Genomic DNA, 15255 nt, shown 5'->3' on the forward strand with positions numbered 1-15255 from the left:
GACAGCGGCAGGTGTGCCGCAATCCCAGCCTGGCGGCGCTCGACGCGCGGATGGACTCCATCTACCGCCGCGCCCTCAGCTCCGCCCGCGACCCGCGCGCCCTGAAGGCCGACCAGGATCGCTGGATGGCCGTGCGTGAAGGCGCGGCGCTGCGCGATCCCTCCATGGTCGGCCCCGCCTACGAACGCCGCATCGCCGAGCTGAGCCGCAGGGACTGGTAGGTCCGCCCGTCGCCCGGTAAGTAAACCCCGTTCTTCTACGGGGGTGGGGGATGAGCGACACGACCATGCCGGCGCCGGTGCGCGCGCGCCGGCGCAAGGAAGCTGCGCCGGGGCCGGCCCCGACCACGCCCGATCCGATCGAAATCGCCATGGAGGCCCTGGCCGAGGGCGACGCCGGGCTCGACACCCCGGCGCGCCGGCTGCTGCTGCAGCAGGAGCGGCTGATCGGCTGGCAGATCGCCGGCGAGCGGGCCGGCTTCGCGCTGAAGGTGCTGACCGGCCTGGCCGGCGTGACCGTGGCCGCCGCCCTTGGGGCCATGGTCTGGAGCGCCGCCCACGACGAGAGCCGGGTTGTCGAGGCCTTCCGCACGCCGCCGGACTTCGCCGCGCGCGGTCTGGACGGCCCGGTGCTGGCCACTCGGGTGATGGACCGCATCGCCGCCATGGACGCCCAGTCCCAGTCGGCCCGCGCCAGCGGCGGCTACGAGGACGGCTGGACCCAGGACCTCAAGGTCGAGATCGCCCAGACCGGCGTGTCGATCGAGGACCTGCAGCGCTTCCTGCGCGCCTGGCTGGGCCGCCAAACCCGCATCTCCGGCGAGGCGGTGCGCGCGCCCGACGGAAAGGTCGCCCTGACCGTGCGGGTCGGCGGCAAGGCCGGCGAGACGGTGACCGGCCCCGAGGCCGAGCTCGACCGGCTGATCACGGAGGCCGCCGAGCGGGTCTACGCCGAGACCCAGCCCTACCAGTACAGCAAGTACCTGGAGTACCACGGCGATCGCGCCAAATCCCTGGAAGTGGCCCGCAAGCTGGTGGTCGAGGGCGCGGCTGGCGAGAAGCCGTGGGCCTGGGCCCAGGTCTCGAACCTCCTGTCCCTGGACGGCGACTTCGAGGGCGGGCGCGAGGCCGGCCGCCGCGCGCTGGCGCTAGAGCCCGGCCTTCTCCTGGGCATGATCAACACCGGCACGGCCGAGGCGGCGCTGGGCCACGACGAGGCGAATCTCAACCTGACCGCCACACTGACCCAGGGCCTCAAGCGCGATCTCAGGACGTTGTCGCCGAACGCCCGGGCCGTCCTGCCCGTCACCCTGATCGCCTACCAGCAGTACCTGATCGGCGACTACGCGGGCGCGCTCGCCACCCTCGAGGGCGCGGAAACCCTGCCGGCGTTCCAGGGCGCGGCCGACTCCTGGACTCCCACCCGCGCCGACCTGCTGGCCCGCAACCACGACGCTTCGGCTTCGCGCGCCATCCGCCTGGCCGCGGCCGACCCGGAGTTCGACGTCGCCTCCGTCGCCGGCTTCTCCGTCGGCGGCGGCGACTACGTCCCGCAGTGGTTCGAAGCCGCGGAGGTCGGCGACTGGGCCGGCGCGGCCGCGGTGGCCGAGCGGGTGGTCGCGGCCACGGCGAAGACCGGCCGGGCGGGCGAGGTCATGCGCCTGCGCTTCTCGATCCCGCGCCTGGCCGAAGCGCGCGCCCATGCCGGCGACATCGCCGGCGCCCGGGCTCTGATCGCGCCCACCCCGCTCGACTGCGTGATGTGCGTGCGCACGCGCGGCAAGATCGCGGCCCTGGCCGACGACGCCGGCCACGCCGACCGCTGGTTCGCCGAAGCCGTGCGCCTGGCGCCCTCCCCGCCCTACGCCTGGGCCGAATGGGGCCAGGCCAGGCTCGCCCGCGGGGACCTGGACGGCGCGATCGAGCGTTTCAAGACGGCCCAGCGCCTGGGCCCCGGGTGGGCCGATCCGTACAAGTTCGAGGGCGACGCCCGCGCCCGCCGTGGCGAGCACGGCGCCGCTATCCGCCTCTACCGCAAGGCCGCCGAGCGCGCCCCGCACTGGGGCGCCCTGCACCTGGCCCTGGGCTCGGCCCTGCACGCCCAGGGTCGCGAGCGCGAGGCCCAGGCCGCCTTCGCCGCCGCCGCCGGCATGGACCTGTCGCCGGGCGACCGCGCGGCGTTGGCGAAGCTGCGGCGGTGACTTCCTCGCCCTGAAGGCCGCCCAAACTTCGCCGCACCCGCCACGCACCCTGTCCGCCTTGGATAGGAGTCGCGTGGCTTTGGGTGCGTTTCTGCTTCGTCTTCTCGTCGGCGCCGCCGGCCTGTGGCTGTCGTCGAAGGTCGTGCCGGGCGTGGAGCTGCACGGCGCGGTCGACATCCTCGCCGCCGCCCTGCTGCTGGGCGTGGTCAACGCCCTGGTGCGGCCGCTCATCGTACTGCTGACCCTGCCGGTCACCCTGCTGACGCTGGGCCTGTTCCTGCTGGTGGTGAACGCCGCCTCGATCGGCCTGACCGCCGCGCTTCTTGGCGGCTTCGAGGTGCACGGCTTCTGGGCGGCGATCGGCGCGGCCGTGGTCACCGGCGCGGTCAGCTGGGCCGCCAACGTCCTGAGCCGCAAGGACTAGGCTTCAGACCTCCCCGGGCTCGCTCCGCACGTCCGCGGACGCCGGCGCCCGACGCGGGGCCAGGACGTGCCAGGCCACCAGTACGGGCTCGATCAGGCACAGGCCGATCAGGGTCGCGGCCAACCGCCCCCAGGCGCCGCTCAGGTCCGGATTGGCGTAGTCGTCCGGCACCAGGGCGACCAGCACGGCCAGCACGAACTGGGTGCCGGCGTAGGCGACCGACGAGGCGCCGTTCTCGATGTGCCGGCCCAGGATCACGCCGACCATGGTCCCGGCGATCAGCACCGCCGGCGAGCCCCGCGAGACCAGCAGGAAGGCGGCCGCGACGGCGGCGCCGGCGGCGCACCCCGCCACCCGCAGGCCGATACGCCGGCTCACGGGCCTGAGGCCGCTGGCCCCGATCCCGCCGACCGGGACCATCATCACCGCCATGATCGCCACGGCCGCCTGGGCCAGCTCCGGCAAGGGCCAGACCAGGCGGATCAGGGGCAGCGTCGCCAGCGCGATGGCCGCCTGGGCGGCGTGGCGCGCCGCCTCCGGCCGCCAGCCTTCCGCCTTGGGGTCCGGCTTTCGCGGCCCCGGCCAGCGGCGGCGCAGGGTCATGGTCGAGAGCGCGCTGACCAGTACGCAGGCGAGCGTGCCGGCGACCACCTCCTTCACCCGCACCAGGGCCTGGGCGACCACCGGCGCGTCCGGGTGTTCGACCCGGTCCAGCACCACCGCGGCGAAGGTCAGGCCGACGAACAGCCAAGCGTAGCTTCGCTTGGTCGTGAGGGCGGCGTAGAGGGTCACCCCGCCGACCGCCGCCAGCGCCACGGCCGAGCGCACGGGTCCGGTTCCCAGCAACTCGAGGTGCGCCCAGCCCAGCATGGCGCCGCCCACCGTGCCGGTGATCCGCAGCAGGCCGCGGCGCAGGCTGTCGGCCACGTGGCCGCGCATGACCATGTAGCCGGCGAACGCCGCCCAAGCGATGTGCTGGCCGCCGACCAGGCGCCCGAACACGATGGCCAGCAGGACCGAAGCGACGCATTCCAGCTCGTCGACCATGCGCGGCCCGGGCGTGACCAGGACCCGGGTCGCGGTGGCGATCCTCTCCGGCCAGGGACGGCGCGGTTCGCTGTCGGGCGGGGGCTCGGTCAGGCGTCTACTCGCCGCGGCTTTGGTCCTCGCCCCTGAACGGGTCCGGCCAAAAGGTGTTGCGGGCGACGCGCACGAGGCGGGTCGCGGGTCAGTCCGGGCCTTTGGTCTCGTTGCGTACGGTGGCGCCGTTTTCGTCGATCCTGACCGAGGTGCTCTCTTCCTTGGTGGTCGGCGGCGGGGTCGGGGCCGGGACCTCGCGGGTCACCGTGGTCGTGTTCTGGCCGGCGTTGGCCGCCAGTTTCATCACGCTGCTCCAAAGCTACGAACGTCAAACGCAAAGCATCGTCTGACGTTGCCGCAGCCAGCTCAGCGCCGCTGGGTGAACTTCAGCACGGTCGCCGCCGCGAGGATCAATCCCGCGGTCCAGGCCAGGACCGGCGAATTGCCCAGCCCGAACGCCAGCAGCAGCACCAGCGGCCCGACCAGCAGGTAGTACCGGTCGCGGATCATCTGCAGCTTGTCGGAAAGCGTGATCGGTCTCATGCCGACAGTCTGAGCGTGGCGCGGCGAAGCTGCAAGACGCTGAACCGAAAGCCGGCCTCGGCCGTTCATTCAGTCAGGGTTTCCCCGATGGCCCGTCCCGGGAGCGGCCTGGACCCGTCGGCGGGACGGCGCAGGTGCAGCGCATGGCCGGCTTCTACCACCACCCGTTCGCGATCTTCATCGTCGCCCTCGTGGTGCAGTGGCTGGGGGCACGCCTCGGCCACGCCCTGCGCCAGCGGGGACGCGCCGCGGTCGACACCGAGCGCGCCGACTTCAGCGCCATTCTGGGCGCCACCCTGACGCTGCAGGCCTTGATCATCGGCTTCAGCTTCCTGATGGCGGTCACGCGCTACGACGCGCGCAAGGACCTGGAGGCGAGCGAGGCCAACGCCATCGGCACCGAATACGTCCGCGCCGACCTGCTGCCGCCGACGGCGGCGGCCTCCGTGCGAGACCTGCTGGTCCGCTACACCGGCCAACGCATCCTGTTCCACCGGGAGAGCGATCCGGCCCGGCTCGATCGGATCGACGCCGAGACGGCGAGGCTGCAGAGGCAGATGTGGTCCGCGGTGGCGGGTCCCGCCGAAGCGGCCCCGACCCCGGTCGCGGCCCTCGTGGTGTCCGGGATGAACGACGTGCTGAACGCGCAGGGCTACACCGGCGCGGCCTGGCGCAACCACATACCGATCGGCGCCTGGGGGCTGATGCTGCTGATGGCGTTCGCGAGCAACGTGCTGCTGGGCGCCGTCGAGCACCGCAAGGGCACGCGGATCCTCGCCATCCTGCCGGTGATCGTCTCGGTGCCGTTCCTGCTGATCGCCGACATCGACAGCCCGCGCGCCGGCATAATCCGCGTGCAGCCGGTGAACCTGGTCGCCTTCGTCCGGTCGCTACCGCCGCCCTCTTCACCCAAATCAGAACCCTCGCCCGCCCCGGGGCAGGAGAGCGCAGGGTGAGGGTAGGGGGAGACTTCCACGGCGAACCGGGTGCGGCGGACAGGCCCCCTCACCCTGCCCTCTCCCCGCAAGCGGGGAGAGGGTTCTAGGGAGTCAGTGCACCGCCGCCTTGCCGATCTCCAGCCCGTCGGCGCCGGCGCCCACCGCGATCACCTCGCCGTCGGCGAACTCGCCGGCCAGCAGCTTCTTGGCGACCTTGTCGACCAGCTCCTTCTGGATCACCCGCTTCAGCGGCCGCGCCCCGTAGACGGGATCGTAGCCGCGCTCGGCCAGCCAGTTCATCGCCGCCGGGTCCAGCGCGATCGACATGCGCCGGTCGGCCAGCAGCTTCTCGACCCGCTCCAGTTGGATCCTGACGATGTCGCCCATGTGGGCGCGCGCCAGCCGGTGGAACAGGATCACCTCGTCGATGCGGTTCAGGAATTCCGGACGGAAGTGGCCGCGCACGACCTCCATGACCATCGGGCGCACGACGTCGACGTCCTGGTCCTCGGTCATGTTGGCCAGGTATTCCGACCCCAGGTTCGAGGTCATGACGATCAGCACGTTGCGGAAGTCGACCGTGCGGCCCTGGCCGTCGGTCAGCCGCCCGTCGTCCAGCACCTGCAGCAGCACGTTGAAGACGTCCGGGTGGGCCTTCTCGACCTCGTCGAACAGCACGACCTGGTAGGGCCGCCGGCGCACGCTTTCGGTCAGGGCGCCGCCCTCCTCGTAGCCGACATAGCCCGGAGGCGCGCCGATCATGCGCGCCACCGAGTGCTTCTCCATGTACTCGCTCATGTCGAGGCGGGTGACGGCGTGCTCGTCGTCGAACAGGAACTCGGCCAGCGCCTTGGTCAGCTCGGTCTTGCCCACGCCCGTCGGGCCCAGGAACAGGAACGAGCCGATCGGCCGGTTGGGGTCCTTCAGGCCCGCGCGCGCCCGGCGCACGGCGTCGGACACGGCGGTCAGGGCTTCTTCCTGGCCGACCACGCGCCCGCGCAGCGACTGCTCCATGTGCAGCAGCTTCTCGCGCTCGCCCTCCAGCATCTTCTCGACCGGCACGCCGGTCCAGCGGGAGACCACCGCGGCGATCTGCTCGGCGTCGACCACCTCGGGGGTGAGCGCGTCCTGCTCGTTGGCCTCGGCCTCGGCCAGCGACTTTTCCAGGTTCGGGATCTGGCCGTACTGGATCTCGCCGGCGCGGGCGAAGTCGCCGCGCCGCTGGGCGTCGGTCAGCTCGGCGCGCAGCCGGTCCAGGGTCTCGCGCACCTTGGCGGCCTGGCCGACCTTCTCCTTCTCCGCCTTCCAGCGGGCGGTCATCTCGGCCGAGCGGCCGTCCAGGTCGTCGATCTCGTCGTCCAGCTTCTCCAGCCGGGCCTTCGAGGCCGCGTCGGTTTCCAGTTTCAGCGCCTCGCGCTCGATCTTCAGCTGCACCAGGCGCCGGTCGATCTCGTCCAGCTCCTCGGGCTTGCTGTCGACCGCCATGCGCACGCGGCTGGCCGCCTCGTCGACCAGGTCGATCGCCTTGTCGGGCAGGAAGCGGTCGGTGATGTAGCGGTTGGACAGGGTGGCGGCGGCCACGATGGCGCTGTCGGAGATGCGCACCCCGTGGTGCAGCTCGTACTTCTCCTTCAGCCCGCGCAGGATCGAGACCGTGTCCTCCACGGTCGGCTCGGCCACGAACACCGGCTGGAATCTGCGGGCCAGGGCCGCGTCCTTCTCGACGTGCTTGCGGTACTCGTCGAGCGTGGTGGCGCCCACGCAGTGCAGCTCGCCGCGCGCCAGGGCGGGCTTGAGCAGGTTCGAGGCGTCCATGGCGCCGTCCGATTTCCCGGCGCCCACCAGCGTGTGCATCTCGTCGATGAACAGCACGATCTGGCCTTCGGCGGCGGTGACCTCGTTCAGCACCGCCTTCAGCCGCTCCTCGAACTCGCCGCGGTACTTCGCCCCCGCGATCAGCGAGCCCATGTCCAGCGCCAGCAGCTTCTTGTCCTTCAGGCTCTCGGGCACGTCGCCGTTGACGATGCGCAGCGCCAGGCCTTCGACGATGGCGGTCTTGCCGACGCCGGGCTCGCCGATCAGCACGGGGTTGTTCTTGGTGCGCCGGGCCAGCACCTGGATGGTGCGGCGGATCTCCTCGTCGCGGCCGATCACCGGATCGATCTTGCCGTCGCGGGCGGCGGCGGTCAGGTCGCGGGCGTAGCGCTTCAGCGCGTCGTAGGCGTCCTCGGCCCCGGCGCTGTCGGCGGTCTTGCCCTTGCGCAGGGACTTGGCGGCTTCCTCGAGACCGGCGGCGTTGACCCCGGCCTTCTTCAGCACCTCGGCGGCCTCGCCGCCTTCCTTGGCGAGCGCGACCAGCAGGCGCTCGGTGGTGACGAAGGCGTCGCCGGCCTTCTTGGCGTCTTCTTCCGCTGCGGCGAAGGTCCGCGCGGTCTCGGGCTTCAGGTACAGCTGGCCGGAGCCGCCCTGCACCGCCGGCAGCTTGGCCAGCGCCGCGTCGGCTTCGCGCACGGCCGTGTCGGGCTTGCCGCCGGCCTGCTGGATCAGCTGGCGCGAAAGCCCGTCGCGCTCCTCCAGCAGCACCTTCAGGAAGTGTTCGGGCGAGAGATGCTGGTGCCGCCGCGCGAGCGCGAGCGACTGGGCCGACTGCACAGCCTGCTTGGCGCGGTCGGAATAGACGTCGAGATTCAAGTGCGTATCCCCATTCAGGCGGATGCCCGGACCACGCCCTCACACGAAGCGACGCCGTCCGGCCTGCAGGCGATGTAGGGACCGCACTCGGGCCGAACAAGCTGTGGATTCTCCTTCCCCCCTGTGTGGGGGAAGGAGGGCCCCGCGCGCCGGAGGCGAAGCCGAAGGCCTGCGCGGGAGGAAGAGGGGGACCGCGCGCCCGCCCCCGGGACTCGCGCCCGACATCAAGTTCCGCCAAGCTCCACCGATGGCCGACCCGCTCGTCCTTCGCCGGCGTGCCCGTCACATGCGGGCCGAGCCCACCTCCACGGAAGCTCGCCTCTGGGCGCTGCTGCGGCGCGGCCAGCTCGGCGGGTTGAAGTTCCGGCGTCAGGTCCCGATCGGTGACTACATCGCCGACTTCGCCTGCTTCACGCCGAAGCTCGTCGTCGAAGCGGACGGCGGGGCGCATCGCAATCCCGAGTACGACGCCCGGCGCGACGCTTGGTTCGAATCCGAGGGCTTCCGGGTGCTGCGCTTCCGGAACGACGAGGCGTTGGGCGACGCCGCCGCCGAAGCGATCCTCAAGGCCGCGGGCCTGGTGGCGTAGCGCGCAGCCCCCTCTTCCTCCCGCGCGGGCCTCCGCGCTGCCGCGCTCCGGCGCGCGGGGCCCTCCTTCCCCCACACAGGGGGGGGGAGGAGACTAGTCACTCCACCGAACTGCCCCTGGCCTTCGCCAGGGTCTGCACGTGCACCGTCTTGATGTTCACGAACTCGCGGATGCCGTACTGGCCGCATTCGCGGCCGAAGCCGGAGTGCTTCACCCCGCCGAACGGCATGCGGGGATCGGAGCGCACGTTCTCGTTCACGAAGCTCATGCCCGCCTCCAGCTCCTTCGCCGTGATCCGGCGGCCGCGGTCGAGGTCGGCGGTCAGCACGCCCGAGCCCAGGCCGAACTCGCTGGCGTTGGCGATGCGGATCGCGTCGGCCTCGTCCTCGGCCGCGATGATGGCGGCGACCGGGCCGAACACCTCCTCGTCGTGGGCCGGCTGGCCGGGGCGCACGTCGGCAAGCACCGTGGCCGGATACCAGGCGCCCGGCCGGTCGGGGATTTCGCCGCCCAGCAGCAGACGCGCGCCCCTCTGCACACTTTCGGTCACCTGGCGGTGGATGTCGTCGCGGGCCTGCACGCTCTGCATCGGCCCCAGCTTCGTCTCGGGCCGGGTCGGGTCGCCCATCGGATAACCGCGCATGGCCTCGACCACGGCGCGCTCGAAGGCCTCCAGCACCGGACGCACCACGATGAAGCGCTTGCCGGCGATGCAGCTCTGGCCGCCGTTGACCATGCGCGCGGTCGCGCAGATGCGCGCGGCGGCCGCCACGTCGACGTCCTCCAGCACCACATAGGGATCGGCCCCGCCCAGCTCCAGCACGCACTTCTTCAGCACGCCGCCGGCCGCCGTCGCCACGCTGCGCCCGGCCGGCACGCTGCCGGTCAGGGTGACGGCGCCGACGTGCTCGTCCTCGATCAGCGCCTCCACGTCGCGGCTGGAGAGCAGCAGGGTGCGGAACAGCCCCTTGGGCAGGCCGGCCTGAAGCAGCACCTCCTCGATCGCCAGGGCCGAGCCGGGCACGTTGCTGGCGTGCTTCAGCAGTCCGCCGTTGCCGGCCATCAGCGCGGGGACGGCGAAGCGCATCACCTGCCAGAACGGGAAGTTCCACGGCATCACCGCCAGCACCACGCCCAGCGGGTTGAAGGTCACGAAGGCCTCGCCGTGGCCGAGGTCGGCCGGCTCTCGCGCCAGGTAGCCCTCGGCGTGCTCGGCGAACCAGTCGCAGTGAAAGGCGCACTTCTCCACCTCGGCCTGACCGTCGCTGAGCGTCTTGCCCATCTCCTCGGTCATCAGCCGGGCGAACTCGTCCTTGCGCTCGCGCAGGATCGCGCCGGCCTTGCGGATCACCGCCGCCCGCTCGGCGAAGGAGGTCCGCCGCCAGGACAGGAACGCCTCGTGGGCCTCGGCCGCGGCCGCGCGCGCGTCCTCGATCGTGTGCGCGTCGTAGGCCTTGCCGGGTTCGCCGGTCGCGGGGTTCACCGTCTGGACGCGCGGGCGTCCGCCGCCGCCGGGTTGGTCAGCCATGTCGGGGTCCTCCGAAGAGTCGCGCGCAAAACGCGCCCCGCGCGACCGGGGTTCGCCTCAGCCGGCCGCCGCCAGCGGCCTCCCCTCCGCCGTCGCGGCCGAGGGCGCATGCTCAAGATCAAGTCGCGCCAGCGGGTCGCCGATCAGCCCCGACACCAGAGTCGCCAGCACCCGCGGCGCGAACGGCAGGCCGCTGGCCGGCGACAGCAGGACGTCGCGCACGGCCGGCAGCAGTCGGCTGTCGGACTGGTAGAACGGCGTGAACAGCCGGCTGAGCGTCTGGTACAGCCGCACGTGCCCGCGCCGCAGCCGGGCGTAGGCCGCTAGCGCCTCTCCGACGTCGGCGTGGCGCGCCAGCCCGGCGGCCAGGGCGGCGGCGTCCAGCAGGGCCATGTTGCAGCCCTGGCCCAGCTGCGGGCTGGTCGCATGCGCCGCGTCGCCGATCACCGCCAGCCGCTGCGCATACGGCCGCGCCAGGGTGTGGTGGGCGTAGCGGGCCAGCACCAGGTCGTCGGGCGAAGCGATCTTCTCCAGCAGCGGCGCGACCTGCGGCCAGACCTGCAGGACATCCGCCTTCCAGGCGTCGAGCCCGCGCTCGCGCCAGGCCGCGTAGTGCGCCGGCTTCAGGCTCCAGAAGAAGGTGGTGACGGGCTCCGCCTCGCCCCAACGCCGGCCGACCGGCAGGACGCCGACCATGGTGTCGGCCCGGCGATAGCGCTGCTCCAGCGCCTCCAGCTCGAAGCCGGCGCCCTGCGGCCACGGCAGGGTGGCCCAAACCGCGCCGTAGTCGAGCGCCGTCGGCGGCTTCGACCCGCACAGGCCAGCCAGGGGCGAGCGGGCGCCCGAGGCGTCCACCACCAGGTCGAACGGTCCCCGTTCGCGCCCGCGCGCGTCGACCAGCCGGGGCCGGCCGCAGGCCGCCCGCTCAAGGCCCGCGACCTCGAACCCGGTCTCGATCTCGACGCCCTCGCGCTCGGCCGCCGCGTACAGCACCCCGAACAGGGCCGAGCGGTGCACCGCCAACGCCCGCGTCCCCGGAGCCAAAGCGTCGTAGCGCACGTCCAGCACCACCCGTCCGGACCCGACCGCGCGGCCGAACATGTGGGCGATCGGCTGGCCATGGGCGCGCAGCTCCGCCTCCAGCCCCAGCGCGCGCAGGACGGCCAGCCCCGTGGGCTGCATCATCAGGCCCGAGCCGACCGGACGGGCCTGTTCGAACCGCTCGAACACCACCGGCGCGTGCCCGGCCCGCTTGAGCAGCAGCGCCGCCGCCAGCCCGGCCGGCCCCGCGCCGGAAATCCCCACCGAATGCCCCATGCGCCAGTGGTCGCCGGGCGGCTCGGTCGGGTCAAGCCGCGCGCCGATGGAGCCCCGCCGCGCCGGGACAGTTCCTCCGGCATGAAGCGGATCGAGGACTACGGCCTGATCGGCGATTCCCGCAGCGCGGCCCTGGTCTCGCGCGACGGCTCGGTCGAGTGGCTGTGCTTTCCGCGCTTCGACTCCGCCGCCGTGTTCGCCGCCCTTCTGGGCGACGAGAACCACGGCCACTGGACGCTCGCCGCCGCCGATTCGACCGCGCGGGTCAGCCGCCGCTACCGGACCGGCACCGCGGTGCTGGAGACGCGGTTCGAGACGCGGACCGGCGCCGCCACGGTGATCGACTTCATGGCCCCGGTCGCCGGCGAGCCCGGCTCGCAGCTGATCCGCCTGGTCCGCGGCGACGAGGGCGAGGTGGACATGCGCACGACCCTGCGCTTCCGCTTCGACTACGGGCGGCTGACGCCGTGGCTGCGCCGGGTCGAGGGCGGGGTGATCGCCGTGGCCGGGCCCGACGCGGTGCGGCTGACCTCGCCCGTCCCCCTGGTCAATCGGGACTGGACCACCTGCGCGGACTTCACGGTCGGCGCCGGCGAGCGCACGCCCTTCGCCCTCACCTGGTTTCCCTCCCACCTCAAGCCGCCGCCCGAACGCGACCCGCGCCGCCTGCTCGACCTCGTGGACCGGGCCTGGCGGCGGTGGATCGGACGCAGCAGCTATCGCGGGCCGTGGCGCGAGGCGGTCGAGCGCTCGCTGATCACCCTGAAGCTGCTGACCTATCAGCCGACCGGCGGCATCGTCGCGGCGCCGACCACCTCGCTGCCGGAGGAGATCGGCGGCGCCCGCAACTGGGACTACCGCTACTGCTGGATCCGCGACGCCACCCTGACGCTCTACGCCCTGCTCTCCTCAGGCTACCGGCGCGAGGCGGAGTCGTGGCGGCGATGGCTGCTGCGGGCGGCGGCCGGATCGCCGCAAGACCTGCAGATCATGTACGGCCTGCACGGCGAGCCGCGCCTGCCGGAGTCCATCCTGGACTGGTTGCCGGGCTTCGCCGACAGCCGGCCCGTGCGGGTCGGAAACGCCGCCCAGCAGCAGTTGCAGCTCGACGTGTTCGGGGAGCTGACGGGCGTGCTTCACGCCGCCCGGCGCTTCGGCATGGGCGCCGATCACGACTCATGGCGACTGCAGCAGGTGATCCTGCGCCATCTTGAGGATGTCTGGCGCGAACCAGACGCCGGCCTATGGGAGGTGCGCGGCCCGCAACGCCACTTCGTGCACTCCAAGGTGATGGCCTGGTACGCCTTCGACCGGATGGTCGCCAGCGCGCGGGCCTTCGGCCTGGAGGGCCCCGTCGACCACTGGTGCGAGGTGCGCGAGGCGATCCGCGCCGAGGTCTGCGAGAGGGGCTTCGACCGCCGGCGCGGGACCTTCGTCCAGTACTACGGCGCGACCAATGTCGACGCGGCCCTGCTGTACATCCCGATCGTCGGCTTCCTGCCGCCGGACGATCCGCGCGTGCTGGGCACCCTGGCCGCGGTCGAGCGCGAGTTGCTGGAGGACGGGCTGGTGCGCCGCTATTCGGTCCATGGCGATCTGGACGGCCTGCCCGGCGAGGAGGGCGCCTTCCTGGCCTGCAGCTTCTGGCTCTGCGACGTCTACCGGATGTGCGGCCGCGAGGACGACGCGCGGGCCCTATTCGAGCGGTTGCTGGCGCTCAGCAACGACCTCGGCCTGCTGGCCGAGGAGTACGATCCCCGGGCGGGCCGGCAGCTGGGCAACTTCCCCCAGGCCTTCTCGCACGTGGCCCTGATCAACACCGCCCACGGCCTGACGGCGCCCGGGCGCGCGCTCGCCGAGCACGCCCGCGCCGACACCGCCGGCGGCCGGGCCTGAGGCCTCCCTGGAAACGAAGAAGCCCTCCGGCGCGGGGGGACGCCGGAGGGCTGGGGCGACATCGGAACGACCGGCGGTCGGGGGATTGGGGGGGGAGCCGGCCGTCCCTCATCTGTCGTCGGGGATCGAAACGCGCGCCGGCCCGTCGGGTTCGAGCGCGGCGGTCCGCGCCTTGAGACTTATCCGTCCGTAGGTCCGAGCGGCCGGAAACGACGAAGCCCCCCGGCGACGGGGACGCCGGGGGGCTGAATGCGGCGACGAGACGGCCGTCGTCTGGGGGGCTGTAGGGGACCGCCGCCTCACGTGTCTTTGTCGTCGCGCCGATCGAAACGCCCGTTTCACCTAGGGGTTCAACCTTAGGGATCACGTCCCCGTGAAGCTGGCCCGTGAAGCTGGCCCGTGAAGCTGAACGGTCAGTCCTCGCCCACCAGCCGGTAGCCGACGCCCTGCTCGGTGACGATCAGCTTGGGCCGCGAGGCGTCGACCTCCAGCTTCTGGCGCACCTGGGCGGCCAGCACCCGCACCGACTGGGCGTCGGCGTCGCCGCCCCACACCGCCGCGATCAGCTGGCGGTGGGTGACCACCCGCCCCGAGTGACGGGCCAGGGTGCGGAGCAGGTCATACTCCTTAGGGGTGAGCTTCACCTCCTCGCCCTCCAGCCGCACCAGCCGCTGGGAGAAGTCGATGAACAGCGGCCCGGCCGAGAAGTGCGAGCGGGTCGAGAAGCGCCGCTCGCGGCCGCGCAGGGACGCGCGCAGCCGCGCCAGCAACTCGCCCATGGCGAAGGGCTTGCTGACATAGTCGTCGGCCCCGAGGTCCAGCGCCTCGATCTTCTCGTTCTCGATGTCGCGCGCGCTCAGCACCAGGATCGGCGCTTCCGACCATTCGCGCACGCGGGCGATCACGTCCTTGCCGTCCATGTCCGGCAGGCCGAGGTCCAGCAGGATGGCGTCGAAGCCGTCGCTGGCCAGTCGCGACAGGGCCGCCTGGCCGCAGTCGGCGACGCTGACCGCGTAGCCGGCCGCCTCCAGCGCCGGGGTCAGGGCCCGCAGGATCTGCGGCTCGTCGTCGACGAGCAGGACGCTGGCGCTCATGCCTTGGCCTCCGGAAGGGTCACCAGAACGCTCAGGCCGCTCGCGCCGTCCGGCCGAGCGCGCGCCGTCATGGCGCCGCCCACCGCCTCGACGAAGCCCCGGGCGATCGGCAGGCCCATGCCCGCGCCCTCGGCGATCTGGCGGGTGCCGGCCGAGCGGTAGAACTTGTCGAAGATCTTGCCGATCTCGGCCTCCGGCACGCCGGGACCGGCGTCGACGACCTCGATCTCGACCCCGCCGTCGCGCTCGGTGACCCGCAGCTCGACGTCGGTGCCGTCCGGCGAATAGGCGATGGCGTTCTCGACCACGTTGGCCAGCGCCTGCTCCAGCAGGACCGGGTCGGCGCGCACGAACAGCGGCCGCTCCGGCCCGCTCAGCAACAGGCGGCGCGCGCCCTTGCGGCGCTCCACCCGCTGGGCGGCGGCGGCGGCCACCTCGAAGGCGGAGATCGCGTGCAGCTCCATGTCCAGGGCGCCGGATTCCAGGCGCGTCATGCTGAGCAGGTTGGTCACGTAGCGGTTCAGCCTTTCGGCCTCCTCCTGGATATTGGCGGCGAGATCCCGCCGCGTCTCCGGGGAGAACTGCGCGTCATAGTCCTTCAGGCTGCTCGACGAGGCCAGAATAGCGGCCAGCGGCGTGCGCAGGTCGTGCGAGATCGACGACAGCAGCGCCGTCCGCAGCTTCTCGGTGCTGACCAGGGCGTCGGCGGCGGCCTTGTGGGCGCTGAGCCGGGCGCGCGCGGTGGCGGCGGCGCCCAGGTCGGCGAGGATGTCGGCCAGCCGGTCGACCTGGTCGAGTTCGTGCGCCGCGGTCTCGCCGATGCGCCAGACCGCCACGCCGAGCTCCTCGCCGTCGATACACATGCGCCGGGCGCGCCACGGGCCGTCCATCAGGGTCTCCACGCCGGGCTCGGCGCGGCGGCGGGCCAGCAGGGCGCCGGCGCGCGGCTGGCCGT

At 72.6% G+C, this 15255-nt stretch carries 14 protein-coding genes; 6 read left to right on the forward strand and 8 right to left on the reverse strand.

Going from position 1 to position 15255, the window contains the following annotated elements; translation table 11 throughout:
• From G3573_RS12765 to G3573_RS12775, 3 genes are all read left to right on the forward strand, one after another.
• Positions 1-221 (forward strand): lysozyme inhibitor LprI family protein (locus tag G3573_RS12765; RefSeq protein ID WP_205598236.1); only part of this gene is annotated, 221 nt, incomplete at its 5' end.
• A gap of 50 nt (positions 222-271) precedes the next feature.
• A complete protein-coding gene (locus tag G3573_RS12770; protein ID WP_163261485.1) occupies positions 272-2200 on the forward strand; it encodes a hypothetical protein in 1929 nt (642 codons plus the stop codon).
• A 73-nt stretch (positions 2201-2273) separates the two neighbouring features.
• Positions 2274-2624: a phage holin family protein gene (locus G3573_RS12775; RefSeq protein ID WP_346427381.1), complete on the forward strand. Its 351-nt coding sequence runs from the start codon at positions 2274-2276 to the stop codon at positions 2622-2624.
• A gap of 3 nt (positions 2625-2627) precedes the next feature.
• Here G3573_RS12775 and G3573_RS12780 read toward each other — a convergent pair whose 3' ends face one another.
• The 3 genes from G3573_RS12780 to G3573_RS12790 form a co-directional block, all read right to left on the reverse strand.
• Positions 2628-3671, reverse strand: coding sequence for an FUSC family protein (locus tag G3573_RS12780; RefSeq protein WP_163261487.1), 1044 nt, complete (start codon positions 3669-3671; stop codon positions 2628-2630).
• Positions 3672-3852: 181 nt separating this feature from the next.
• Positions 3853-4008, reverse strand: coding sequence for a hypothetical protein (locus G3573_RS12785; RefSeq protein ID WP_163261489.1), 156 nt, complete (start codon positions 4006-4008; stop codon positions 3853-3855).
• A 62-nt stretch (positions 4009-4070) separates the two neighbouring features.
• The gene (locus tag G3573_RS12790) at positions 4071-4247 is read right to left on the reverse strand and encodes a hypothetical protein (RefSeq protein ID WP_163261491.1); all 177 of its coding nucleotides are present in this window, start codon (positions 4245-4247) and stop codon (positions 4071-4073) included.
• A gap of 143 nt (positions 4248-4390) precedes the next feature.
• Here G3573_RS12790 and G3573_RS12795 point away from each other — a divergent pair, with 143 nt between their 5' ends.
• A complete protein-coding gene (locus tag G3573_RS12795; protein WP_163261493.1) occupies positions 4391-5203 on the forward strand; it encodes a hypothetical protein in 813 nt (270 codons plus the stop codon).
• A gap of 93 nt (positions 5204-5296) precedes the next feature.
• Here G3573_RS12795 and clpB read toward each other — a convergent pair whose 3' ends face one another.
• Positions 5297-7876, reverse strand: coding sequence for an ATP-dependent chaperone ClpB (gene clpB / locus G3573_RS12800; protein ID WP_163261495.1), 2580 nt, complete (start codon positions 7874-7876; stop codon positions 5297-5299).
• Between the two features lie 247 nt (positions 7877-8123).
• On the opposite strand from clpB, the gene G3573_RS12805 reads away from it, so the two are divergent.
• Positions 8124-8465, forward strand: a complete 342-nt coding sequence (locus G3573_RS12805; protein ID WP_163261497.1) for an endonuclease domain-containing protein — start codon at positions 8124-8126, stop codon at positions 8463-8465.
• A 97-nt stretch (positions 8466-8562) separates the two neighbouring features.
• Here the strand turns inward: G3573_RS12805 and G3573_RS12810 are convergent, their stop codons facing one another.
• Both G3573_RS12810 and G3573_RS12815 read right to left on the reverse strand, forming a co-directional pair.
• On the reverse strand, positions 8563-9993 hold the full coding sequence (locus G3573_RS12810; protein ID WP_163261499.1) for an NAD-dependent succinate-semialdehyde dehydrogenase: 1431 nt from the start codon (positions 9991-9993) through the stop codon (positions 8563-8565).
• A gap of 57 nt (positions 9994-10050) precedes the next feature.
• Complete coding sequence (locus tag G3573_RS12815) at positions 10051-11310, reverse strand: NAD(P)/FAD-dependent oxidoreductase (RefSeq protein ID WP_163261501.1); 1260 nt, start codon at positions 11308-11310, stop codon at positions 10051-10053.
• Positions 11311-11391: 81 nt separating this feature from the next.
• On the opposite strand from G3573_RS12815, the gene G3573_RS12820 reads away from it, so the two are divergent.
• Positions 11392-13206 carry a glycoside hydrolase family 15 protein gene (locus G3573_RS12820; protein WP_163261502.1) on the forward strand — a complete coding sequence of 605 codons (1815 nt, stop codon included), beginning with the start codon at positions 11392-11394 and terminating at the stop codon, positions 13204-13206.
• Between the two features lie 413 nt (positions 13207-13619).
• On the opposite strand, the gene G3573_RS12825 is transcribed toward G3573_RS12820, so the two are convergent.
• On the reverse strand, positions 13620-14300 hold the full coding sequence (locus G3573_RS12825; protein WP_163261504.1) for a response regulator transcription factor: 681 nt from the start codon (positions 14298-14300) through the stop codon (positions 13620-13622).
• On the reverse strand, positions 14297-15255 hold a 959-nt coding region (locus tag G3573_RS12830), incomplete at its 5' end, for an ATP-binding protein (RefSeq protein ID WP_240454679.1). The genes G3573_RS12830 and G3573_RS12825, both read right to left, overlap by 4 nt.

The organism is Caulobacter sp. 17J65-9 (assembly GCF_010975005.1).
Taxonomy (GTDB): Bacteria; Pseudomonadota; Alphaproteobacteria; order Caulobacterales; family Caulobacteraceae; genus 17J80-11.

Excerpts from the sequence above, each read along its gene's own strand:
- G3573_RS12770 (WP_163261485.1), top strand. The coding sequence starts at position 272 with ATGAGCGACACGACCATGCCGGCGCCGGTGCGCGCGCGCCGGCGCAAG.
- G3573_RS12780 (WP_163261487.1), bottom strand. The coding sequence starts at position 3,671 with ATGGTCGACGAGCTGGAATGCGTCGCTTCGGTCCTGCTGGCCATCGTG.
- G3573_RS12785 (WP_163261489.1), bottom strand. The coding sequence starts at position 4,008 with ATGAAACTGGCGGCCAACGCCGGCCAGAACACGACCACGGTGACCCGC.
- G3573_RS12790 (WP_163261491.1), bottom strand. The coding sequence starts at position 4,247 with ATGAGACCGATCACGCTTTCCGACAAGCTGCAGATGATCCGCGACCGG.
- G3573_RS12795 (WP_163261493.1), top strand. The coding sequence starts at position 4,391 with ATGGCCGGCTTCTACCACCACCCGTTCGCGATCTTCATCGTCGCCCTC.
- G3573_RS12805 (WP_163261497.1), top strand. The coding sequence starts at position 8,124 with ATGGCCGACCCGCTCGTCCTTCGCCGGCGTGCCCGTCACATGCGGGCC.
- G3573_RS12810 (WP_163261499.1), bottom strand. The coding sequence starts at position 9,993 with ATGGCTGACCAACCCGGCGGCGGCGGACGCCCGCGCGTCCAGACGGTG.
- G3573_RS12815 (WP_163261501.1), bottom strand. The coding sequence starts at position 11,310 with ATGGGGCATTCGGTGGGGATTTCCGGCGCGGGGCCGGCCGGGCTGGCG.
- G3573_RS12820 (WP_163261502.1), top strand. The coding sequence starts at position 11,392 with ATGAAGCGGATCGAGGACTACGGCCTGATCGGCGATTCCCGCAGCGCG.
- G3573_RS12825 (WP_163261504.1), bottom strand. The coding sequence starts at position 14,300 with ATGAGCGCCAGCGTCCTGCTCGTCGACGACGAGCCGCAGATCCTGCGG.